This window comes from Undibacterium umbellatum (genome assembly GCF_014284125.1).
Lineage (GTDB): Bacteria > Pseudomonadota > Gammaproteobacteria > Burkholderiales > Burkholderiaceae_D > Undibacterium > Undibacterium umbellatum.
The window spans coordinates 43714-64267 of sequence record NZ_JACOFX010000007.1; the positions used below are offsets into that span (position 1 = coordinate 43714).

The window sequence follows — 20554 nt, forward strand, 5'->3', positions numbered from 1 at the left end:
GGCTATCTGTTTTTGATATTCATTCCGCGTTTTTTTAATTCAGCTAAAACTCCATTCTCTCCACCAAGATGTGCTGCGCCTATAACAGCAACGTCGCATTTTCCGTGATCAAAAAGTTCGATATCAATTTTTTCTGCTATTGACTTATTTCGTTCCGTCAATAAGAACTTTTCGTATAGTGTCCATAATTTTGGATCACTATAGAAACTCTTCATCAGATATTCATAAACATGATTTGGATCCTTCGAAGAAGTGTATGCGGTCTCCATATTTTGCACATACCGATCAACACATTCGTCGCAATCCAACATCGACATAAACCGATTTAAAAACTCCTGCCACTCACTATCAGAGATTTCAGAAATGGCATTTGCAACTGCATACCTGTCTTCAAGGCCCTTCCTTGTTACGCCATTTTTAAGTGCAATATTCTTTATATACTTATCTATCGAATATATTTCTTTCAATTTGGAATTCATATGATTTATTCGCTTCTCCATTTTTTCTAGAAGAACGTACAACATGAACGGTGTTAAGCCATATATGTCCTTTGGGTCTTTTACATATGGTGAGAATCTGTCTTTTATCCTTTTAATCGTTTCTTCATTAAACCGTTTATCTAATGATCTACCACCAAGATTACCTGAAACAATTTGACCAGTTTTTGCTACCGCTTCTTTATCTGAATCATCGTACTCAAAACAAATTGCCTTACTTCTCGAAATTTCTCTATCGAAACTCTCATTGCTATAAACGGGAGATCTTCCAGCGTGATTCGATCCAATCAAAATTATTAATTTGTCTTTTTTGAACACCTCAATTACAGGAAACGATTGCCCAAAAACACGGCCCGCGTTCAACACAGTCGCAAGCAAAAGTATTTTTAATGCGCTTGAATTAATCATTTTTAGATATTCGGTAAACTAACTCTTTAAGAAAAACATTTATCAAAAGAAAAATTATGCCTAATAGAGCATTTTTCGATTCAAGTGCAATAAACAAAAACAAGCATAGTGAAAAAGAAAAAACTGCAACTAACCAATGATAGGGTTTGTTAAGGGTTGACTTTTTTTGGGTGAGTACTTCTGCAATAAAGAAAACAAACGCAATGTAAGTACATGACTCTATTAACTGCGAAATTTCAGAATATCCATGTATTCTGTAATTAAATTGCCAATTTAAAATAAACAAAAAAAACAAGGTCATTGGCCAGAGAGTTTTATGTCGATTCATTTTTTTGACCTTAAACACAATAAAACGACGCCAAGCTATGTGGCGTCGTCTTTTTTAGATTACTTCTGATTTTTTACGTAATCGACGCAACTAGAGTCAACCTTCTCTATGATGTATGCCGCAATTGCAGGGACGAAAGGGCCCGTTTCTGCAAGAAGAATACCTGCAGTGAGTCCTAAACCGCCAGAAATCACATGACACGAAAACTCTGCGATGCTGTCCCGTCTTTCTACTGCGTCCCGATTACCAGTGATTTCGACAGTTTGCATTATTGGATTCTCATTAATGCTCGACATGAGCATTTCCGTGACATTGGGAATATCAATTTTAGTTAGTTGCTCAGTATCAATCTCAATGTCACCCCCAGCTACAACCAACAATTCTTCATTTGAAATCAAACGCATTTTGTGATACTCCTATACATGGTTGAATGAACCATACCTCATGGCATGGTTTTACTGCTCCGCTCTCGGTCTAGATCACCTTGAACGGTATTTCGGGCTGGGTCTGTTGGGTTTTCCTGACAGACTCAGCATCGAATTCTGAAATTCTTTTTTCTGTTCCTATGCGCGTTGTTTCATTGCCAGCACTGGTTCCAGTACCCATTCCCAAATCCTGCGCTTGTCCTGTATCACATCCGCCTCCAGCGTCATGCCTGGTTTGAGCATTTGCGCTTGGCCGTAGGCGTTGATGCTTTGCTCATGCAGCCTGACTTTGATGCGGTAGAGCGCTTCGTTCGTATTGAAGCCATTGATGGCTTGCTGGGCATTGCTCAAGATCGTGCTGGCCAGATGCGCTGGCAATTCTGCCGGAGCAAAAGGGGTGCGGCTGACATCTGTGACGGTGGCGGTTTGCAGGCCAAACTTTTGGTAAGGAAAGGCTGCGTAGCGTATCAATACTTCTTGCCCCGGCTGGATGAAACCTGCTGTGCGGCTGGGTACATACAGATGTGCCTCCAGTGAATTTGCTTCAACATTAGCCCCCTTTATATCAACAGGTATCAGGCTGGCCAGCACTTGCCCGGCATTAATGGCTTGCCCTGGCTGGTTGGTCAGGGCGCTTACCGTACCTGCTTGCATTGCCATGATTTGCACAGCCTGACGGTTGGCGTTTTCTGCGGCTTCTTGCTTGAGGCTGGCTTTGGCTCTTGCTATTTGCGTGAGGTCTGTGGCCAAGCTATTTGCCAAGGTGTCGAGTTCTGATTGCAGGGCAATCTGGTTGGCTTGCAACTGGGTCTTGCTACGTTGCAGGGTGCTCAAGCGGGTGCTGATGTCGAGCAAGTCTTCCTGTTTTTGCTGGGTCTGTGCTGCAGAGACATAGCCATTGCCTTGCAGGGTTTCATACTTGGCGAGGCTTTGCTGTGCCAGTTGCTGGCGGCGCTGGGCCAGCAGCAGCTCTTGTTCAAGCTGGGTATGTTCCAGTGCCAGGTTAGCCAGTCTTTGCTGCAAGGCCTGTTTTTTTTCCTGGTACTGGCTTTGGCGCAGTCTTTGTTCTGCGGCCATGCTGTCGGCACGGCTGGCGAGTTGCTGGGCCACCAGGGCGGTGATTTCACCCTGGCTGTTCTGGCGTTCTGTGCTGAGTGTGAACAGGATTTGCCCGGCTTTGACTTGCTCGCCTTCTGTGACGTGGCTGGTCAGCAAGATACCGGCATTTGGCGCAGCTACACTGATTTGGCCGCCGACAGGCACGGTGATACCAGTGACGCGGGCTTTTTTGGTGATGCTGCCAAAAGTTATGTAAGCGATCAACACCGCAGCGATGACCAGGGCAACAATGGCAATCAAAGAAGCCGAGAGCGGTTGCGCCAGACGGATGGCACCCATCCACTGACTGCCTAATGCTGCGGTAACTTCAGGGCGGAACAAGGGGCTGGCGTTACTCATTGACAGCCCTACTTGTTACAAAGTGTTGCGATTCAACTGACATCTTTACTTATCTACTGCAATAATTCAAAAACACAGCTTCCCTGTGTACTTGTCTAAAGCATAAATGAAAATTCTGGACAAATGTCAAAGAAAGTTAAATTATATTTCCATTAACTTTTAACACTATTTGACATTCATTTGCTAGAATCGCGCGCGCAGGATTTTTTCGGCTGCAGTGCATGCAGCTTTGAGTAGGTGCGCCAAAAAGCCGAGCTCGTTTGCAGAACTGCTGTTTGCAGCCTGCAAGAAGTAACTGCTAAGTCTTTGCTGAGATTAGCTGGGATGGAGCAATATCTTTAGTGCAGAAACCAGGGAGGCAGATTCTTCATCTGTGCCTATGGAAATGCGCAAAAACTCATTTATGCGCGGCAGCTTGAAATGGCGCACGATGATACTGGACTGACGCAAGCCCAGGGCAATTTCTTCTGCCGCAAAACGAGGGTGACGGGCGAAGATAAAATTCGTGGCCGATGGCAAGACTTCAAAAGCCAGCTCACGCATAGCTGTCGACAGTCTTTCGCGCGTCGCCATCACTGCCTGACAAGTCTGCAAAAAGTAATCCTGATCTTCAAATGCGGCAATCGCGCCAGCTACTGCCAGCCTGTCCAACGGATAAGCATTGAAGCTGTTTTTGACGCGGTTCAAACCCGCAATCAAGTCTGCATGACCTGCTGCAAAACCTACCCGCAAACCAGCCAGTGAACGTGACTTTGACAGGGTGTGAACAACCAGCAAATTGGGATAGCGGTCTATCAATGCTATTGCCGTATCACCGCCAAAATCCACATAGGCCTCATCAATCACGACTACCGTATCGCGGTTCTGTTGCAGCAGGAATTCAATTTTTTCCAGTGTGACATTGCAGCCAGTAGGCGCATTAGGATTGGCAAAAATGATCCCGCCATTTTCTTGCAGATAGTCTTCCACATTCAGTTGAAATTCTGCATCTAGCGGCACGCTGCGGTGGGCTATCTCATACAGGCCGCAATACACAGGATAAAAGCTGTAACTGATGTCAGGGAAGAGCAAGGGCCGCTGATGTTTAAGCAGAGCCTGGAACACATGGGCCAGCACTTCGTCAGAGCTGTTACCAACAAAAATCTGGTCTGCCTGCAAGCCATGATATTGGGCGATCACTGTACGCAATTGATCTGAGCCGGGATCAGGGTAGAGGCGCAAATCGCCGTTGGTGGCTTGCTGTATCGCCGTCAGTACACGGGGTGAAGGCGGGTAAGGGTTTTCATTGGTATTGAGCTTGATGAGTTTGGCAATCTTGGGTTGCTCACCGGGGGTATATGGACTCAGCTTGTGGACAACATCACTCCAGTATTTACTCATGATCTGACAATTCTTTTAAGAGAAAAAATTCTTTATGACCCAGCATCCAGATTGACTTTCACTCTTTGCAATAGCTGCTGCAATTGTTCTTGCTCGTGACTATCCATTTCCTGCAAAGCCAGGGTATTTAAGCGTTTGGCTTGCTGACGCAAGACGGTCAACACGCTTTGCCCGTCCGAAGTCAGCGTCAGCCGCACATTGCGCTTGTCGCTTTCATCGGCTACTGCATCGAGCAAGCCACGGTCACGCAAGCCTTTGATCAGCCTCGCCAGTTGCGCCTTGTCGCGGCCACTGTGCTTGGCCAGGTCACTCTGGGTAGCACCGGGGTGATGACCAAAAAAGCCCAATACCTTGCCTTCCATATGGGTAATGTCATGCGGGCCGTCGCGCAGAGCCTGGTATTGCATGGAACGGTATTGATGCATGACCGTATGAATAAGGTCCAACACCCCATCCTCATTATTTCTCAGAGAATGGTTGACATTGTCATTTGTTTTGCGCATTATAGTAGATATTGTCAACTAATTTGAAGTGTGAATAAATGAGTATAGCCTCTGCAAGCAACCGCGTACAACGCATACGCCATGAAATCAAACGCCGCAACCTGCAAGTTGTCCGTGTTGAAAGCCCGACGCCGCATTTCCGCCGTATCACCCTCAGTGGTGCCGACCTGCCGGGCTTTATCAGCGCATCTTTTGATGATCACCTCAAATTGATACTTGCCGTCGATAGTGATAATGCTGTGATGCGAGATTACACACCCAGGCATTACGACGCCGTCAAAAGCGAACTGGTGCTGGAATTTTCCATCCACGGTGACGGGCCTGCGGCTGCCTGGGCCAGCCAGGCTGATGTCGGCCATAGCGTCACTGTCGCCGGGCCGCGTGGCTCTTTAGTCATCCCGGTTGATTATGAATGGCATTTACTGGCTGGCGACGAAACAGCATTGCCAGCGATATCCAGACGCCTGGAAGAATTACCGGCTGGAGTAAGCGCCATCGTCATCCTGCAAGTGCCACCAGCCGAACGCCGTGAATTGAGCAGTGCAGCAGATATCAGCATTGTCTGGGTAGACAGCGCACAAGAATTTCTGGATACCCTGCGCGCCCTGCCTTTGCCTACGGGTGATGGTTATGCCTGGTGCGCCGGTGAAGCTGCCACCATGGCAACGACGCGCCGTATACTGGCGGAAGAAAAAGGCCATGCAAGTGTTGCCATGCGGGTGGCGGCATACTGGAAGCGTGGTCAAAATGCACATCATGAAAACCTGGAGTGAACAGGGAGACAAGAAATTGCCATGCTGAAAAGCGCAAATCCTGTCGAAGGGGGCGCTCAAACAAATCACGAATAATTTGCCAGATACTTTATGATTTATAGTGTCGCACCGTGATTTTATTCCTGCCAGCATGCACCTCTCTTATTTTCCTTTGTTAGCAAAAAGTCGTGTATCACATGCCTTGCTACTTTTATCACTCTGCCCCGCAGCTGCAGTGGCAGCAGATATTTTGAGTTGTAAGGATGCAAATGGCAAAACCATCTACACCGACAATACGGCAAATTGCGTGGGACAGGCGCAAAAGCACGATGTCCACGACTCTGTCACTTCTGGCCTGGCAAACTACAGATCGCCACCACGCATTTATCAAAGCATACCGGGTGAGTGGAAAATACTGGTCGAACAGGATATGGCAGCAGCGGACCCAAAACTCACTGCTGCTGCCAGTAGCAGGTTACAGCAGGCTTTAGCTAGCATCCTTGAGAAATTGCCTGCTGCATCACATGCATATGTCAAAGGACTTAATTTTTATCTGATGTGGGGACCAAAGTCACCCAAGGGAGGACAAAAAGGAGGAATGCGGGCTGTACTGCAATTTAATCCTGTCAACCACCCCTTGTACGACCCGGTTTGGAAAAATGCAGTCATTATTTACAGCGCAACAAATTTCGTGGCAGTGGATGAAGTGGTTGTACGAAAGGACTTGAGCCATGAGATAGGGCACACCTGGCATTTGCGCGACTGGCCAGCAAAACATCCTGAAGTTACAGATGCCTTCCAGGCAGCAAAACTTGCCGGCTTGTACAAAAATGTGGAAACCTACAAAGGCAAGATGCTTGACACTGCCTATGCACTCACCAATGAACGCGAATATTTTGCTGAGTTGACTGCCATGTATTTCATGGGAAGTACCTACTATCCTTATGACAAGGCTGGTTTGAAAAAATATGATGCACGTGGATATCAGATGATCGAACAGTTTTGGGGCATACGCTGATAGTCTGCCTTATCAGCAATACCAGCGCCAGGCCGCCAGCATTTGACTGGCATCTGCACTGCCTGAAAGTAGCTTATCCAGATTCTGAGCGACTTGCGCACGGGCAGCAACTGTCAATTCATAAGTCTCATCAAAAGCCTGTTCATCCAGTTCTCGCATGGTATTCGCGACGCAGGCGATGGCGGCAAAAGCAGTCAGCAAGTCTGGCGCGAATAACTGGAAATCAGGCTTGCCGCCAGCCAGCGCAAAATACACTTGCCCTGAGATAGTATCGAGCATGAATGGATTACTGCCCTCTGTCGCCACCACCAGCCAGTGATCCTGCCACTCAGGCAGGCGCTCACCGGTATTACCATGCCAGCAATAGCAAGCTTGGCGCGACCATAAATCCTTCAATGTGGGAATATCAACGGGATTGCCACCCGCAGCTATACTTAAACCCATAGGGCCATGTTTTTCATGCACCTCACCCCAGGGGCCTAGCTGTTCATAGAAGCTCGCAAGAACCGCAGGCAGGGCTACTTCACCCTGCCAATCACTTGCCACTTGCGGGCGCAATTCTCCCCAGGGTGACAACAAGTCACGCAAGACAGTAATAGTGATCGCGCTTATTTCGCCACTCCATCATCCTTGAACATGGTCTTCAGGCCACGCAGAGCCTGGCGTATGCGCGACTCATTTTCAATTAATGCAAAGCGCACATATTCATCGCCATATTCACCAAAGCCAATGCCGGGTGAGACGCAGAGTTTGGCTTTTTCCAGCATCTGCTTGGCAAATTCCAGTGAACCCAGGTGGCGATAATGCTCAGGGATATGCGCCCAGATATACATCGATGCCTTTGGTTTTTCTACCATCCAGCCCAGTTCATGCAAGCCTTTGACAAGTACATCGCGGCGACGCTGGTACTGGTCGCGGATCTCATTGACGCACGTCTGGTCACCTTCAAGAGCGGCAATCGCTGCCACTTGCACAGGTGTGAAACTGCCGTAGTCATGGTAACTCTTGATACGTGCCAGCGCCGCAACTAACTCCTTATTGCCGACCATGAAGCCTATGCGCCAGCCTGCCATGTTATAGCTTTTTGAGAGCGTGAAAAATTCTACCGCGACATCGCGTGCGCCCGGCACTTGCATGATGGACGGGGCTTTCCAGCCGTCATAGGTGATGTCGGCATAGGCCAGATCATGCACTACCAGGATATTGTGTTCCTTGGCCAGCTTGACCACGCGCTCGAAAAATTCCAGCTCCACACATTGCGCAGTGGGGTTGGATGGAAAACCAAAGATCATCATCTTCGGTTTGGGATAAGTTTCGCGTATTGCCCTTTCCAGCTCGGCAAAAAAATCCACGCCTGGACTCATGCGTATCGAGCGTATATCGGCACCGGCAATCACCGCGCCATAGATGTGGATGGGGTAGCTGGGGTTGGGCACCAGCACCGTATCACCCTTATCCAGCGTCGCCAGCATCAGATGCGCCAGGCCTTCTTTTGATCCTATGGTGACGATGGCTTCTGAATCAGGGTTCAGGTCCACGTCATAACGGCTCTTGTACCAGTGCGCAATCGCGCGGCGCAAACGTGGTATGCCCTTGGAGGCAGAATAACCGTGGGTGTCAGGACGCTGGGCCACTTCGACCAGCTTTTCAACAATGTGTGCAGGGGTTGCACCATCAGGATTACCCATGGACATATCAATAATGTCTTCGCCACGACGGCGCGCAGCCATCTTCAGCTCGGCAGTGATATTGAATACGTAAGGGGGCAGGCGGTTGATACGAGCGAAGGAGAACTTTGTTGCAGGCGCAGGTACAGGTGTGCCTTCAACAGCAGAACCCCGGCCCGGCGGAGTAGTTGTATTTGTCATGATCTGAATTGTACGTAGCCCTTGAAGTCCATACAGACTGCAAGAACGGGGCGCCCGGAACCGTCCGAGCGACGTTGAAGCGATTTGCCTCGCGATTGATTGTAGCGAGCAATCTACATTTCAGCAAGATGCGTTATGCTTATGAGAACAAGTTTGTCGCTATTCGATCAATTCAACAAGGTGGAGCAATACATGAAGTTATTCCAGGAAGGCATATTGCAAGCAGTTCCTGCACATGCCGTTTATCTCAGTTTGAATATCAAAGCTGGTACTGATGCAGCGACGGTCAAGAAAGTAGTACGCGATCTTGCAGACAAGACCGATGGGCAGAATCTGGTCATCGGCTTTGGTGCCGGCCTCGTGCAGACATTGGGTAGCGAGATCGCAGGCATGAAAGAATTTCATGGCATTGAAGGTAGCCGCATGCGCTTGCCCGCGACACCGGCAGCACTGTGGTGCTGGCTACGCCAACATGAACGCGGCGACCTGGTGCGCCAGTTGCATCAGATCATGCATACTCTGGCACCAGCCTTTGAATTGCAACAGCAGGTCGATGCCTTTAAATACAAGGAAGGCCGTGACCTCAGCGGTTATGAAGACGGTACCGAAAACCCGCATGACGATGCAGCTCTGACTGCGGCTTTTGTTGCGGGTGATACGCCCGGCCTCACAGGCTCCAGCTTTGTCGCTATCCAGCAATGGACACACAGGTTTGAGCGTTTTGATGCCATGTCTGGCGAAGATCAGGACAATGCCGTAGGACGCCGCCGCAGCGATAATGAGGAGCTGGAAGATGCGCCAGAATCAGCTCACGTCAAGCGTACTGCGCAAGAAGATTTCACGCCTGAGGCCTTCATGCTGAGGCGTTCCATGCCCTGGTCTGCACTGGATAAGGCAGGTCTGTATTTCGTTGCCTTTGCCAATTCCTTCTACCCGTTTGAAGTGCAATTGAAGCGCATGTCAGGTGCTGAAGATGGTATCGTCGATGCGCTATTCCAGTTCACAGTGCCGCAGACAGGCAGTTATTTCTGGTGTCCGCCTATGCAGGATGGCAAGCTTGATGTGCGGCTATTGAATCTGGTCTGATTCCGTTGGTTTTTCCGGTGGTTTCAATAACGCCAGAAAGCCTTCCAGTGGCAAGGGTTTGGAAAAATAATAGCCCTGGAAGGCATAACAATTATGCGCAATCAAAAAGGCGCGCTGGGCACTGGTTTCCACCCCTTCTGCAATCACATTCAAGCCCAGGTTAACACCGAGGGAAATGATGGCACGCACGATGGTCGCATCGTTTTCATCATGGCTGAGATCACGTACAAAAGACTGGTCTATCTTCAACTGGTTCAAGGGCAAGCGCTGCAAATATGCCAGTGAAGAATAGCCGGTGCCAAAGTCATCCATGGAGAAAGCGATACCCAGCTTTTTCAGCTCATGCATTTTCTCGGTAGTGGCATCGACATTGTCGAGCACCGTGCTTTCGGTCAATTCAATTTTCAATCGGGTAGGGTCAATCTTGTGACGCTGTATGATTTCACTGAGCGTATCAACAAAATCCACTTGCTGGAATTGCTTGGCACTGACATTCACGGCCAGGGTCAGGTGACGGGTTTCCTTGCTGTTTTCCCATTGCTTGAGCTGGGTGCAGGCAGTTTCCAAAACCCATAAGCCTATGGGGATGATGAGGCCGGTTTCTTCCGCCAGCGGGATGAAATCTGCTGGTGAAATAAAACCACGATCAGGATGTATCCAGCGTAGCAGGGCTTCTGCTCCAATGAGCTTGCCCTCAGAGTTGACCTGTACCTGGTAATACAACTGAAACTGATTATTCGCTAGCGCTACGCGTAAATTTGATTCCAGCAACATGCGCACCACCAGTATGGCTTGCATGGCCGGATCAAAAAAGCGCACTGCATTACGGCCAGCCGTCTTGGCTTCATACATGGCAGTGTCGGCGCGCTTGAACAAGTCTTTGACCGTGATATCGCCGCCATGAAACAGGCAGACACCGATACTGCTGGAGCCATGATGTTCAAAATCAGTAATCATATACGGCTGGCTAAGTAACTGGCGTATCTTCTCGGCGATCATGTCTGCCTGGCGCACCGCATCCTCTTTGTCTATGCTCAGTTCTTCTAGGACTACGACAAACTCATCGCCACCCAGGCGTGCCACGGTATCACTATCGCGCACGCAGGTTTGCAGGCGGCTGGCAGTTTCTATCAAGAGCAAATCACCGGCATCATGGCCACGGGTGTCGTTAAGGGTCTTGAAATTATCCAGGTCGATAAACAGGATGGCACTATGCGTATCGTTACGGTTGCTGATGGAGATCAGATGCTGCAACCTGTCCATCAGCAAACGGCGATTTGGCAACTGCGTCAAGGGGTCATAAAAAGCCAGATTGCGTATCTCGGCTTCATAGCCTTTGTGGCGGCTGATGTCGGTGAAAGAAGCTATGTAATTACTGACTTCGCCATGGTTGTCGGTAATGGCGGTCAGGGTAATCATTTGTGGATAAATTTCACCGTCCTTGCGGCGGCTCCACAGCTCACCATGCCAGAAACGGTGTTCTTTCAGCGAGATATTGATGTGTTCAAAAAAATCCCGGTCCTGCTGTTTGGTCTTGTGCAGAGGAGGGCGCTTGCCGATCAAGTCTTCAGCTGCATAGCCGGTAATCCGGGTGAAAGCCTGGTTCAGCCTCAGCATGATCCAGTTGGCATCTGTCACGAAGATGCCTTCCTGTGACTCAAAAGTGCAGGCAGCGATGCGTAAATCCTGTTCAGCCTGTTTGCGTTCTGTGATGTCGGTAATGAAACAATGCCATAACATCGAACCGCCCGGCTCAGGCTCTGGCAACCCATCCAGATACAGCCAGCGCACTGTGCCGTCCTTGCGGCACATGCGAAATTCACTTTGCCAGGGTGACAGATTGCGCATTGCCTCGCGTATCAGTGCAGTACCGTTTTCTATATCGCGCGGGTCTATGCGGGCAAACAAATGCAGGGCATCGTCCCTGACTTCTTCATGCGTGACTTCAAACATCTGCAAGATGGCATCGCTGGCAAAGGGGATGGAGGCGCTGTGGTCGGGCCGTATGCGGTATTGCATGACCAGACCAGGCAGGCGCGAAGCGACTTTGTTGATGCGTTGATAAGCTTCCTGAATCTGGCGGGTGGCATCTATGCTCTCTGACTGCAGGGCAGTGATGATCAGGGTGATCAACACCATGGTCGTCATATAAGCCCAGAGTATCAGCAGGTTTGCCTGGCCACCTTCATAAAATGGGCCCATATTATGGGATGTTGCCCAGGCAGAGAACAGGGATGCAGTCAACACGGCACAGGAGGCACCTGTAATGCCGAAGCGCATGGCGACCCAGATCATGAATCCCACGATGATGAAAGTCAGATGCTGATGACTGTAGGGTGAAGCAAAAATAAACCAGTTGGCAACGGCAAACAGTAACAGAAAACCAAAGATTTCCTTGCGCCTCACGGACAAGCCCGACAGCGATGTCAATGAAAACGACAGTAATAATGGCCCTGCCAGCAAGGCACCAACTGTATCACCTGCCCACCAGGTAAACCAGACAGCCACCAGATCACTACTGAGGCCGTGCATCCATAAGGTCAATGTGCCACCACTTGCTGATATGCACATGCCCGCCATGACAGCCAGACCAAAACCGATGACATCGCGCCGCCTTGAAAAATCGCGTCTGAAACCCTGTTTGCGTAATATCCATTTGCTCAGCAGTGGCCCCAGCGTATTGCCAATAGCCAGGCTACCGGAAACCAATATGCTGAAACCAGCGGATATTTCCAGTAACCAGGCTGATATGAACACAGCGGCAACGGCCAGCTTGCCATAGCGCAGCATGCTAGTGATGGCTATACCTGTTGGCAACCAGATCAGGCTGACATTGGGATTGACATAGGGTATGGACAGGCCGATGCGGCCAGCAGCAAAGTAAGCCAGCACAATCAACAAAAAATGCCCCAGCCATATTTTCTGGCGAAAATTTCTAGAGTGGGCAAATTGCTCTGACTTGTACATGGACGAAGACTTTCAAGGACTTGAGCAATTATGGGGCAAAGGCAAGCAAGTGTTGGTTAACTTTTGATAAGTCTGCTTTTCCCTCTGGCTTGTTGAAAATAATAAAAAGGCATCATCACATCCTGCTTCTGCCGAATTTTTACATCTTGTTTACGCCTCTCATTTAAGTCTTTACGAATTTTTTACATGCTTCTGACTATGCTTCAAAGTGTAAAAACCAAGGAGTAAAGCATGGAATATTTAATGGAATTTTTATATCTCGCAGGCATGGGAATCTTCTTCCTGCTGGTCTGGGCACTGGTGCAGGCCTGCAACATTCTGGGAGCAAAAGCATGAATCCCTTCTACATCCTGGGCACGGTCGTGGCTGCCGCCTTGTTCGTGTATCTGATCGCAGCCTTGTTGAATGCTGAGGAGCTGTGATGACTACTCAATCAGTTGTTTTATTATTATTATTCTTAGGTGTACTGCTGCTCCTGTCCTACCCTTTGGGTAAATTCATCGCCAAAATCGCTGATGACCAGGCCAGCGTACCAGGCATGAGCTGGTTACGCTGGCTGGAAAAAGGCCTGTACCGTCTGGCAGGCGTCAAGTCTGATACCGGTATGGGCTGGAAGCAATATGCAGTTGCCCTGCTGATCTTTAATACCCTGGGTGCGCTTGCGGTCTATGCGGTGCAGAGATTGCAAGCCTGGCTGCCTTTGAATCCACAAGGTCTGGCCAATGTCAGTATGGATTCTTCACTCAACACCGCTGTCAGCTTTGTTGCCAATACCAACTGGCAAGGTTATGCCGGTGAAGCCACCATGAGTTACCTGACCCAGATGCTGGCACTGGCCGGGCAAAATTTCTTTTCTGCAGCGACCGGCATCGCCGTAGTGTTTGCCCTGATACGCGGTTTCAGCCGTCATTCAGCCACATCCATAGGTAATTTCTGGACTGACATTACACGCTCCACCCTGTATCTCTTGCTGCCCCTTTCTGTTATTTTCGCCGGATTTCTTATGGGCCAGGGCGTAATCCAGAATTTCTCTGGCTACAAAGATGTGCAGTTGATTGATCCTGTGAGCTATAGCCAGGCCAAGCAGGGCACTGATGGCCAGCCTTTGAAAGATGACAAGGGCGCAGTCGTCATGGAAACCCTGACGACAAGCACCCAAACCCTGGCCATGGGCCCGGTTGCTTCACAAGAAGCGATCAAGTTGCTGGGCACGAATGGTGGTGGCTTTTTCAATGCCAATTCGGCACATCCCTATGAAAATCCCAGCTATCTGAGCAATTTCATGCAGATGATCGCCATCTTCCTGATCCCTGCTGCGCTGTGCTTTTCCTTCGGCCACATGGTGGGTGATATGCGCCAGGGATGGGCCGTGCTGACGGCGATGACGATATTGTTTGTAGCAATGACGCTCACCGTCATGTTCTCTGAACAGCAGACCCATCCTGTACTGGCCAGCATGAATATCGACCAGGCGAGTTCAGCTCTGCAAGCCGGTGGCAATATGGAAGGCAAGGAAACCCGCTTCGGCATCAGCGCCTCCAGCCTGTTTGTTGCGGTGACTACAGCAGCTTCTTGCGGTGCCGTGAATGCCATGCATGATTCCCTCATGCCTATTGGTGGTCTGGTACCTATCGTGCTGATGCAGTTTGGTGAAGTGGTGTTTGGTGGTGTTGGCAGTGGCCTGTATGGCATGTTGATTTTCGCCATACTGGCGGTGTTTATCGCCGGACTGATGATAGGTCGCACCCCAGAATACCTGGGCAAGAAAATCCAGGCATTTGAAATGAAGATGACTTCCATCGCCATCCTCGTAACTCCGGTACTGGTGTTGGCTGGTACGGCGATAGCGGTCATGTCGGAGGCTGGCAGGGCCGGTATCCTCAATCCCGGTGCCCATGGTTTTTCTGAAGTGCTGTATGCCTTTACTTCAGCCGCCAATAACAATGGCAGTGCCTTTGCCGGCCTGAGTGCGAATACGCCCTTCTACAACATCATGCTGGCGATTGCCATGTGGTTTGGCCGTTTTGCCATGATCGTGCCCGTGCTGGCGATAGCCGGTTCACTGGCTGGCAAGAAACGTCTGGAAGCCAATGCCGGCACCATGCCTACTCATGGCACGATGTTCATTGCCTTGCTGGTAGGTACCGTGGTGCTGATCAGTGTGCTCAACTATGTGCCCGCCCTTGCTTTGGGACCGGTCGTTGAACATCTGCAACTCATCGCGAAATAATTTGGGGAAGTCTGAATGACAGCAGCATTTGGAATGCGCTCTCATTCAGCTCTGCCCGTAGTTTAAGGGGATTTTCATGTCTAGTACCAGTGTACAAAAATCGATCGATAGCAAAGTCAATGGAGGCGCTAAACCCGCTGCCGGACAAGCTGGAGATACCATATCTGGCAACAAGCCACGCTTGTCGCTGTTTGATAGCAGCCTGATGATGCCTGCCATTGTCGACTCTTTCAAAAAACTCAGCCCGCGCACGCAACTGCGCAGCCCAGTGATGTTTGTTGTCTACGTAGGCAGTATCATCACCAGCTTATTGTATATACAGTCACTGATTAGCGAAGGCGAAGCCAGTCCCGGCTTTATCCTGGCCATTTCCATCTGGCTTTGGTTCACCGTCCTGTTTGCCAATTTTGCCGAAGCACTGGCAGAAGGGCGCAGCAAGGCCCAGGCTGCTTCCTTGCGTGCCTTGAAGCAAACAGTGATGGCAAAAAAACTGTCCGTCCCAAAACATGGCACTAGCTGGCTGCCTGCATCCACCAATGATTTGCGCAAAGGTGACGTGGTGCTGGTCGAAGCCAATGATGTCATCCCTATCGATGGTGAAGTCATAGAAGGTGTGGCCACTGTCGATGAAAGCGCAATCACTGGTGAGTCTGCGCCCGTGATACGTGAATCGGGCGGTGATTTTTCTGCCGTGACTGGCGGTACCCGCGTCTTGTCTGACTGGCTGGTGGTGAAAGTCACCTCCAATCCAGGCGAAGCCTTCATCGACCGCATGATCGCCATGGTGGAAGGTGCCAAACGTCAAAAGACACCTAATGAAGTTGCCCTGACCATTTTACTGGTCGCCCTGACCATCATCTTCCTGGTTGTCACAGTGACTTTGCTGCCTTTCTCGTTGTTCAGTGTGGATGCCTCCAAAGCAGCAGGGATTGCTTCAAGTCCCATTTCCATTACTGTCCTGATCGCTTTACTGGTCTGCCTCATCCCAACTACCATCGGCGGCTTGCTGTCTGCCATTGGTGTGGCTGGCATGAGCCGCATGATGCAGGCCAATGTGATTGCCACTTCTGGCAGAGCCGTGGAAGCTGCCGGTGACGTTGATGTATTGATGCTGGACAAAACCGGCACGATTACTCTCGGTAACCGTCAGGCGTCTGACTTTTTCCCTGCACCTGGCGTGACACTGCCACAACTGGCCGACTCTGCACAACTGGCTTCACTGGCAGACGAAACCCCGGAAGGACGCAGCATCGTCATCTTCGCCAAACAGCGCTATAACCTGCGTGAACGTGAAATGGCCAGCCTGAATGCAACATTCGTGCAGTTCACCGCACAAACACGCATGAGTGGCGTCGATATCGCTAACCGCCAGATACGTAAAGGTGCCGCTGATTCAGTCAGGAAATTTGTTGAATCCATGGGTCGCCCTTTCCCTGCCGAAGTAACACGCGTAGTGGAAGACATTTCCCGCCGTGGCAGTACACCGCTGGTGGTTGTGGATGATGGAAAGGTCATGGGTACGATAGAGTTGAAAGACATCGTCAAGGGCGGCATCAAGGAAAGATTTGCCGAACTGCGCCGCATGGGTATCAAGACTATCATGATTACTGGCGACAATAAGCTGACCGCTGCGGCGATTGCTGCCGAAGCCGGTGTCGATGATTTCCTGGCTGAAGCCACGCCAGAAGACAAACTCAAGCTGATCCGCAGTTACCAGGCCGATGGCCGCCTGGTTGCCATGACAGGTGACGGCACCAATGATGCACCGGCACTGGCACAGGCTGACGTGGCTGTGGCCATGGCTTCCGGTACGCAAGCGGCAAAAGAGGCGGGTAATATGGTGGACCTGGATTCCAATCCTACCAAGCTGCTGGAAATCGTCGAAATCGGCAAACAGATGCTGATGACGCGCGGTTCGCTGACGACTTTCTCGATTGCGAATGATATCGCCAAGTATTTTGCGATTATCCCGGCTGCCTTTGTCGCCACTTATCCACAGTTGAAGGCGCTGGACATCATGCATCTGACCAGCCCATCCTCGGCCATCATGTCTGCGGTGATCTTTAATGCCCTGATCATTGTTTTCCTGATCCCGCTGGCCCTGAAGGGTGTGAAATACCGCGCCATCGGTGCCTCACTGTTGTTGCGCCGCAATCTGCTGATCTATGGCCTGGGCGGGATCATTTTGCCTTTTGTGGGCATCAAGCTGATCGATGTCATTCTGACCCTTTTACACCTGGCTTGAAGCTATCCTGATCCATAAGGAAATATCATGAGTACCAGTAATTCAAATTTTCGTCCTGCTGTGGTCTTGTTTGCCGGTCTGACACTGATCGTTGGCGTCATCTATCCCTTCGCCATGACAGGCGTAGGCAAGGTCCTTTTTAATGAAAAGGCTGAAGGCAGCCTGATCGTGCAAGATGGCAAAACCGTCGGCTCTTCCCTGATAGGCCAGTCCTTCTCTTCACCCAAGTATTTCTGGGGCAGGCCATCTGCGACTGGCCCTATGTCAAACAATGCTGGCGGATCCAGTGGTTCCAATTTGGGCCCGACAAATCCGGCACTGATTGATGCTGTCAAAGGCAGGATAGAAGCGCTGAAAGCCGCGGACCCTGGCAATACTGCAAAAATCCCGGTTGATCTGGTGACAGCATCGGCCAGTGGCCTCGACCCGGAAATCAGTCTGGCAGCCGCCAATTACCAGCTTGCCAGGGTAGCGCGTGAACGCAAGCTGCCAGAGTCGCAAGTCAAGGCTATCATAGACCAGTTGACGCAACAGCCCATGCTGGGTCTGCTGGGCGAAGCCAGGGTGAATGTGCTGGCTTTGAATCTGGCACTGGACAAGGCGAGCAAGTAAGATAGCTTGCTCATCCATATACTTCGCAAGTAAGTAGTTTTAACGATCAACACGAATATGGCCATCAACAGCGAACAACGCCCTGACCCTGATGTTTTGCTTGCCCACGTGCAGGAGCAAGAACGCAGGGCCATGCGTGGCAAGTTGCGCATTTATTTTGGAGCCTCCGCTGGCGTGGGCAAAACCTACGCCATGCTGACGGCCGCGCGCAAGCTGATTGCTGAAGGCCAGCAAGTGTTGGTCGGTGTCGTAGAAACCCATGGGCGTGATGAAACTGCTGCGCTGGTCGATGGGCTGGAAGTCTTACCGCCCAGGGCGATACCCTATCGCGACAAGACTCTCAGTGAATTTGACATAGACGCAGCACTGGAACGCCACCCCCCCCTGATCCTGATGGATGAACTGGCGCATTCCAATGCCGCTGGTTCACGTCATCCCAAGCGCTGGCAGGATGTCGACGAATTGCTGAGTGCCGGTATTGATGTCTACACCACTGTCAATGTCCAGCATCTGGAAAGTCTCAATGACGTAGTCGGTGGCATTACCGGCATACGCGTCAATGAAACCCTGCCTGACAAGGTTTTTGATGAAGCCGATGAAGTCGTGCTGGTGGATATCCCGGCCGATGAATTGCTGGCCAGGCTCAAATCTGGTCGCGTCTATCAACTCCCGCAGGCAGAACGCGCCGCCAAGAATTTCTTCCGCAAAGGTAATCTGATCGCCTTGCGCGAGCTGGCTCTGCGCCGCACCGCCGACCGGGTGGAAGATGATGTACAGGCTTATCGCATAGAAAAATCCATAGGCAGCATCTGGAAGACCGATGCCGCCCTGATGGCCTGCATAGGACCAGATGGTGATGCCGACCATCTGGTGCGCAGTGCTGCCCGGCTGGCCAGCCAGATGAGTGCAGAATGGCACGCCGTTTATGTCGAAACTCCGCAATTGCAGCGTCTGCCATCAGCACAGCGTGAACGTATTTTGAAGACACTGAAACTGGCGCAAGATCTTGGAGCGACTACGGCAGTGTTAACCGGCAAGGATGTTGCGCTGGCCATCGTTGAATATGCGCACAGCCATAATTTTTCACGTGTTGTGCTAGGACGAAACAGCAGCAGTAAATGGCGTTTTGCGTGGCAGCACACTTCACATCTGAAGAACATAGCCGACTATGCACCTGATCTGGATTTAATCGAGGTTGGACAAAGCCGGGCAAGTACTACAGACACTGAAAATGAAAAAAATACGGTGTCTGACAACATCAGTGAGTTTGCCAGCCCACGCGTACCGGCGCGGCACTGGCGTTATGTGTATGCAGCCCTGGCCAGTGTTGCGGCCGGTTTGATTGCCACACCTTTATTCGAGGTGTTCAATCTGGTCAATATCGCCATGCTGTTTTTATTGACGGTGGTGCTGGTGGCGGTGAAATTTGGCCGCGGCCCTTCGGTACTGTCAACGATTATTGGTATTGCCGTATTCGATTTCTTTTTTGTACCACCACGTTTTTCTTTCGCGGTCAGCGACTTTCAGTATTTGATGACCTTTGCCGTCATGCTGGTGGTGGGTCTGATCACCGGTCACCTGACTGCTGATTTGCGCTACCAGGCCAGGGTGGCATCACACAGGGAATCGCGGGCACGGGCGCTGTATGAATTTGCCCGCGACTTATCCGGTGTGCTACTGGCAGAGCAGATTTCAGAAACCACGCAAGTTATCATACAAAGGGCATTTCGTGCGCAGGCAACCCTGTTATTGCCTGATGATGGCGGGCACTTGCAAGCACCAGCCCTACCAGTCGATGGTCTGGACATGGGCATAGCGCAATGGTCTTTTGACAAGGTCGAAGCAGCAGGTATAGGTACAGACACCCTGCCCGCCAGCAATTTCTTTTATTTGCCACTGGTGGCACCCATGCGCACCCGTGGCTTGCTGGCGATACAACCTGAGAGCAAGCGCTGGATCATGATCCCCGAGCAAAGGCAGCAACTCGATACCTTTGCCGCCCTGGCAGCAATCGCGCTGGAACGCGTGCACTATATCGAAGTCGCACAAGATGCCCTGATCCATATGGAATCCGAACGCCTGCGCAATTCACTGCTGGCTGCCCTCTCGCATGACTTGCGCACACCGCTGACTTCACTGGTGGGTATCTCCGAATCCCTGGCCATGTCCAAACCCGCACTGGCAGATGCACAACTGCATATGGCGCAAGCCCTGCGTGACGAAACCTTGCGCCTGTCTGCCCTGGTGACTAATTTGCTGGACATGGCGAGGATAGAAAGTGGTGAAGTCAAATTGAATTTGCAATGGCAAAGCTTTGAAGAAATCGTTGGCACTTCGCTACGCATCTGTAGCGAACAATTGCAAACGCACAAAGTGGAGACCAGGCTGCAAGCCGCTTTGCCACTGATCAATTTTGATGCCGTGCTGATAGAGCGGGTATTGTGTAATTTGCTGGAAAATGCCTGCAAATATACGCCCGCCAATTCTCTCATCAGCATTTCAGCCGAACTCAATGGCAGCGTGCTGGAAGCCAAGGTGTATGACAATGGGCCGGGCTTGCCAGCCGGACGTGAAGAAGCCGTATTTGAAAAATTTACCCGTGGTGAACGTGAATCTGCCCTGCCTGGCGTTGGCCTGGGGCTGGCAATTTGCCGCGCCATTATCACGGCCCACAAGGGAACCATGCATGCAGCCACATCGCCCAATGGCGGAGCCTGCTTTGTCTTCACCCTGCCCCTGGGCACTCCGCCAGCAATGCCGGACCTGGAAGAATAATC

The 20554-nt window shown here is 50.7% G+C and carries 16 protein-coding genes; 8 read left to right on the top strand and 8 right to left on the bottom strand.

Annotation, left to right across the window (positions count from 1 at the left end; all coding sequences use genetic code 11):
• Nucleotides 1-2: 2 nt before the first annotated feature.
• From H8L47_RS14660 to H8L47_RS14680, 5 genes are all read right to left on the bottom strand, one after another.
• Nucleotides 3-905 carry a TraB/GumN family protein gene (locus H8L47_RS14660; protein ID WP_186954345.1) on the bottom strand — a complete coding sequence of 301 codons (903 nt, stop codon included), beginning with the start codon at nucleotides 903-905 and terminating at the stop codon, nucleotides 3-5.
• Between the two features lie 387 nt (nucleotides 906-1292).
• Nucleotides 1293-1637 carry a hypothetical protein gene (locus H8L47_RS14665; RefSeq protein WP_186954346.1) on the bottom strand — a complete coding sequence of 115 codons (345 nt, stop codon included), beginning with the start codon at nucleotides 1635-1637 and terminating at the stop codon, nucleotides 1293-1295.
• A gap of 159 nt (nucleotides 1638-1796) precedes the next feature.
• Nucleotides 1797-3116, bottom strand: a complete 1320-nt coding sequence (locus tag H8L47_RS14670; protein ID WP_186954347.1) for an HlyD family secretion protein — start codon at nucleotides 3114-3116, stop codon at nucleotides 1797-1799.
• A gap of 315 nt (nucleotides 3117-3431) precedes the next feature.
• Nucleotides 3432-4496: a histidinol-phosphate transaminase gene (hisC, locus tag H8L47_RS14675; protein ID WP_186954348.1), complete on the bottom strand. Its 1065-nt coding sequence runs from the start codon at nucleotides 4494-4496 to the stop codon at nucleotides 3432-3434.
• A 32-nt stretch (nucleotides 4497-4528) separates the two neighbouring features.
• Complete coding sequence (locus H8L47_RS14680) at nucleotides 4529-4945, bottom strand: MarR family winged helix-turn-helix transcriptional regulator (RefSeq protein WP_329605456.1); 417 nt, start codon at nucleotides 4943-4945, stop codon at nucleotides 4529-4531.
• Nucleotides 4946-5037: 92 nt separating this feature from the next.
• On the opposite strand from H8L47_RS14680, the gene H8L47_RS14685 reads away from it, so the two are divergent.
• Nucleotides 5038-5772 carry a siderophore-interacting protein gene (locus H8L47_RS14685; RefSeq protein ID WP_186954350.1) on the top strand — a complete coding sequence of 245 codons (735 nt, stop codon included), beginning with the start codon at nucleotides 5038-5040 and terminating at the stop codon, nucleotides 5770-5772.
• Nucleotides 5773-5902: 130 nt separating this feature from the next.
• Nucleotides 5903-6769 (top strand): DUF4124 domain-containing protein, encoded by an 867-nt coding sequence (locus H8L47_RS14690; protein ID WP_268978061.1) that lies wholly within the window; start codon nucleotides 5903-5905, stop codon nucleotides 6767-6769.
• Nucleotides 6770-6781: 12 nt separating this feature from the next.
• Here the strand turns inward: H8L47_RS14690 and H8L47_RS14695 are convergent, their stop codons facing one another.
• Nucleotides 6782-7357: a hypothetical protein gene (locus tag H8L47_RS14695; RefSeq protein ID WP_186954352.1), complete on the bottom strand. Its 576-nt coding sequence runs from the start codon at nucleotides 7355-7357 to the stop codon at nucleotides 6782-6784.
• Between the two features lie 20 nt (nucleotides 7358-7377).
• Complete coding sequence (alaC, locus tag H8L47_RS14700) at nucleotides 7378-8637, bottom strand: alanine transaminase (protein ID WP_186954353.1); 1260 nt, start codon at nucleotides 8635-8637, stop codon at nucleotides 7378-7380.
• Nucleotides 8638-8829: 192 nt separating this feature from the next.
• Between alaC and H8L47_RS14705 the strand changes: the two genes are divergently transcribed.
• A complete protein-coding gene (locus H8L47_RS14705; protein WP_186954508.1) occupies nucleotides 8830-9723 on the top strand; it encodes a Dyp-type peroxidase in 894 nt (297 codons plus the stop codon).
• On the opposite strand, the gene H8L47_RS14710 is transcribed toward H8L47_RS14705, so the two are convergent.
• On the bottom strand, nucleotides 9706-12690 hold the full coding sequence (locus tag H8L47_RS14710; protein WP_186954354.1) for a bifunctional diguanylate cyclase/phosphodiesterase: 2985 nt from the start codon (nucleotides 12688-12690) through the stop codon (nucleotides 9706-9708). The genes H8L47_RS14705 and H8L47_RS14710 overlap by 18 nt on opposite strands.
• A gap of 332 nt (nucleotides 12691-13022) precedes the next feature.
• On the opposite strand from H8L47_RS14710, the gene kdpF reads away from it, so the two are divergent.
• The 5 genes from kdpF to kdpD all read left to right on the top strand — a co-directional run bounded on the left by kdpF (nucleotide 13023) and on the right by kdpD (nucleotide 20552).
• Nucleotides 13023-13112 (top strand): K(+)-transporting ATPase subunit F, encoded by a 90-nt coding sequence (gene kdpF / locus H8L47_RS14715; protein WP_110254457.1) that lies wholly within the window; start codon nucleotides 13023-13025, stop codon nucleotides 13110-13112.
• Nucleotides 13112-14920 (top strand): potassium-transporting ATPase subunit KdpA, encoded by a 1809-nt coding sequence (kdpA, locus tag H8L47_RS14720; protein WP_186954355.1) that lies wholly within the window; start codon nucleotides 13112-13114, stop codon nucleotides 14918-14920. The genes kdpF and kdpA overlap by 1 nt, the downstream gene beginning before the upstream one ends.
• Before the next feature lie 205 nt (nucleotides 14921-15125).
• Complete coding sequence (kdpB, locus tag H8L47_RS14725; protein WP_230413760.1) at nucleotides 15126-17165, top strand: potassium-transporting ATPase subunit KdpB; 2040 nt, start codon at nucleotides 15126-15128, stop codon at nucleotides 17163-17165.
• A 27-nt stretch (nucleotides 17166-17192) separates the two neighbouring features.
• On the top strand, nucleotides 17193-17777 hold the full coding sequence (kdpC, locus tag H8L47_RS14730) for a potassium-transporting ATPase subunit KdpC (protein WP_186954357.1): 585 nt from the start codon (nucleotides 17193-17195) through the stop codon (nucleotides 17775-17777).
• Nucleotides 17778-17834: 57 nt separating this feature from the next.
• Nucleotides 17835-20552, top strand: coding sequence for a two-component system sensor histidine kinase KdpD (kdpD, locus tag H8L47_RS14735; protein WP_186954358.1), 2718 nt, complete (start codon nucleotides 17835-17837; stop codon nucleotides 20550-20552).
• Nucleotides 20553-20554: the final 2 nt, after the last annotated feature.

Bases quoted from the DNA above. Each gene is read 5' to 3' on its own strand.
- H8L47_RS14660 (WP_186954345.1), bottom strand. From the start codon at position 905: ATGATTAATTCAAGCGCATTAAAAATACTTTTGCTTGCGACTGTGTTG.
- H8L47_RS14665 (WP_186954346.1), bottom strand. From the start codon at position 1,637: ATGCGTTTGATTTCAAATGAAGAATTGTTGGTTGTAGCTGGGGGTGAC.
- H8L47_RS14670 (WP_186954347.1), bottom strand. From the start codon at position 3,116: ATGAGTAACGCCAGCCCCTTGTTCCGCCCTGAAGTTACCGCAGCATTA.
- hisC (WP_186954348.1), bottom strand. From the start codon at position 4,496: ATGAGTAAATACTGGAGTGATGTTGTCCACAAGCTGAGTCCATATACC.
- H8L47_RS14685 (WP_186954350.1), top strand. From the start codon at position 5,038: ATGAGTATAGCCTCTGCAAGCAACCGCGTACAACGCATACGCCATGAA.
- H8L47_RS14690 (WP_268978061.1), top strand. From the start codon at position 5,903: ATGCACCTCTCTTATTTTCCTTTGTTAGCAAAAAGTCGTGTATCACAT.
- alaC (WP_186954353.1), bottom strand. From the start codon at position 8,637: ATGACAAATACAACTACTCCGCCGGGCCGGGGTTCTGCTGTTGAAGGC.
- H8L47_RS14705 (WP_186954508.1), top strand. From the start codon at position 8,830: ATGAAGTTATTCCAGGAAGGCATATTGCAAGCAGTTCCTGCACATGCC.
- H8L47_RS14710 (WP_186954354.1), bottom strand. From the start codon at position 12,690: ATGTACAAGTCAGAGCAATTTGCCCACTCTAGAAATTTTCGCCAGAAA.
- kdpF (WP_110254457.1), top strand. From the start codon at position 13,023: ATGAATCCCTTCTACATCCTGGGCACGGTCGTGGCTGCCGCCTTGTTC.
- kdpA (WP_186954355.1), top strand. From the start codon at position 13,112: ATGACTACTCAATCAGTTGTTTTATTATTATTATTCTTAGGTGTACTG.
- kdpB (WP_230413760.1), top strand. From the start codon at position 15,126: ATGATGCCTGCCATTGTCGACTCTTTCAAAAAACTCAGCCCGCGCACG.
- kdpC (WP_186954357.1), top strand. From the start codon at position 17,193: ATGAGTACCAGTAATTCAAATTTTCGTCCTGCTGTGGTCTTGTTTGCC.
- kdpD (WP_186954358.1), top strand. From the start codon at position 17,835: ATGGCCATCAACAGCGAACAACGCCCTGACCCTGATGTTTTGCTTGCC.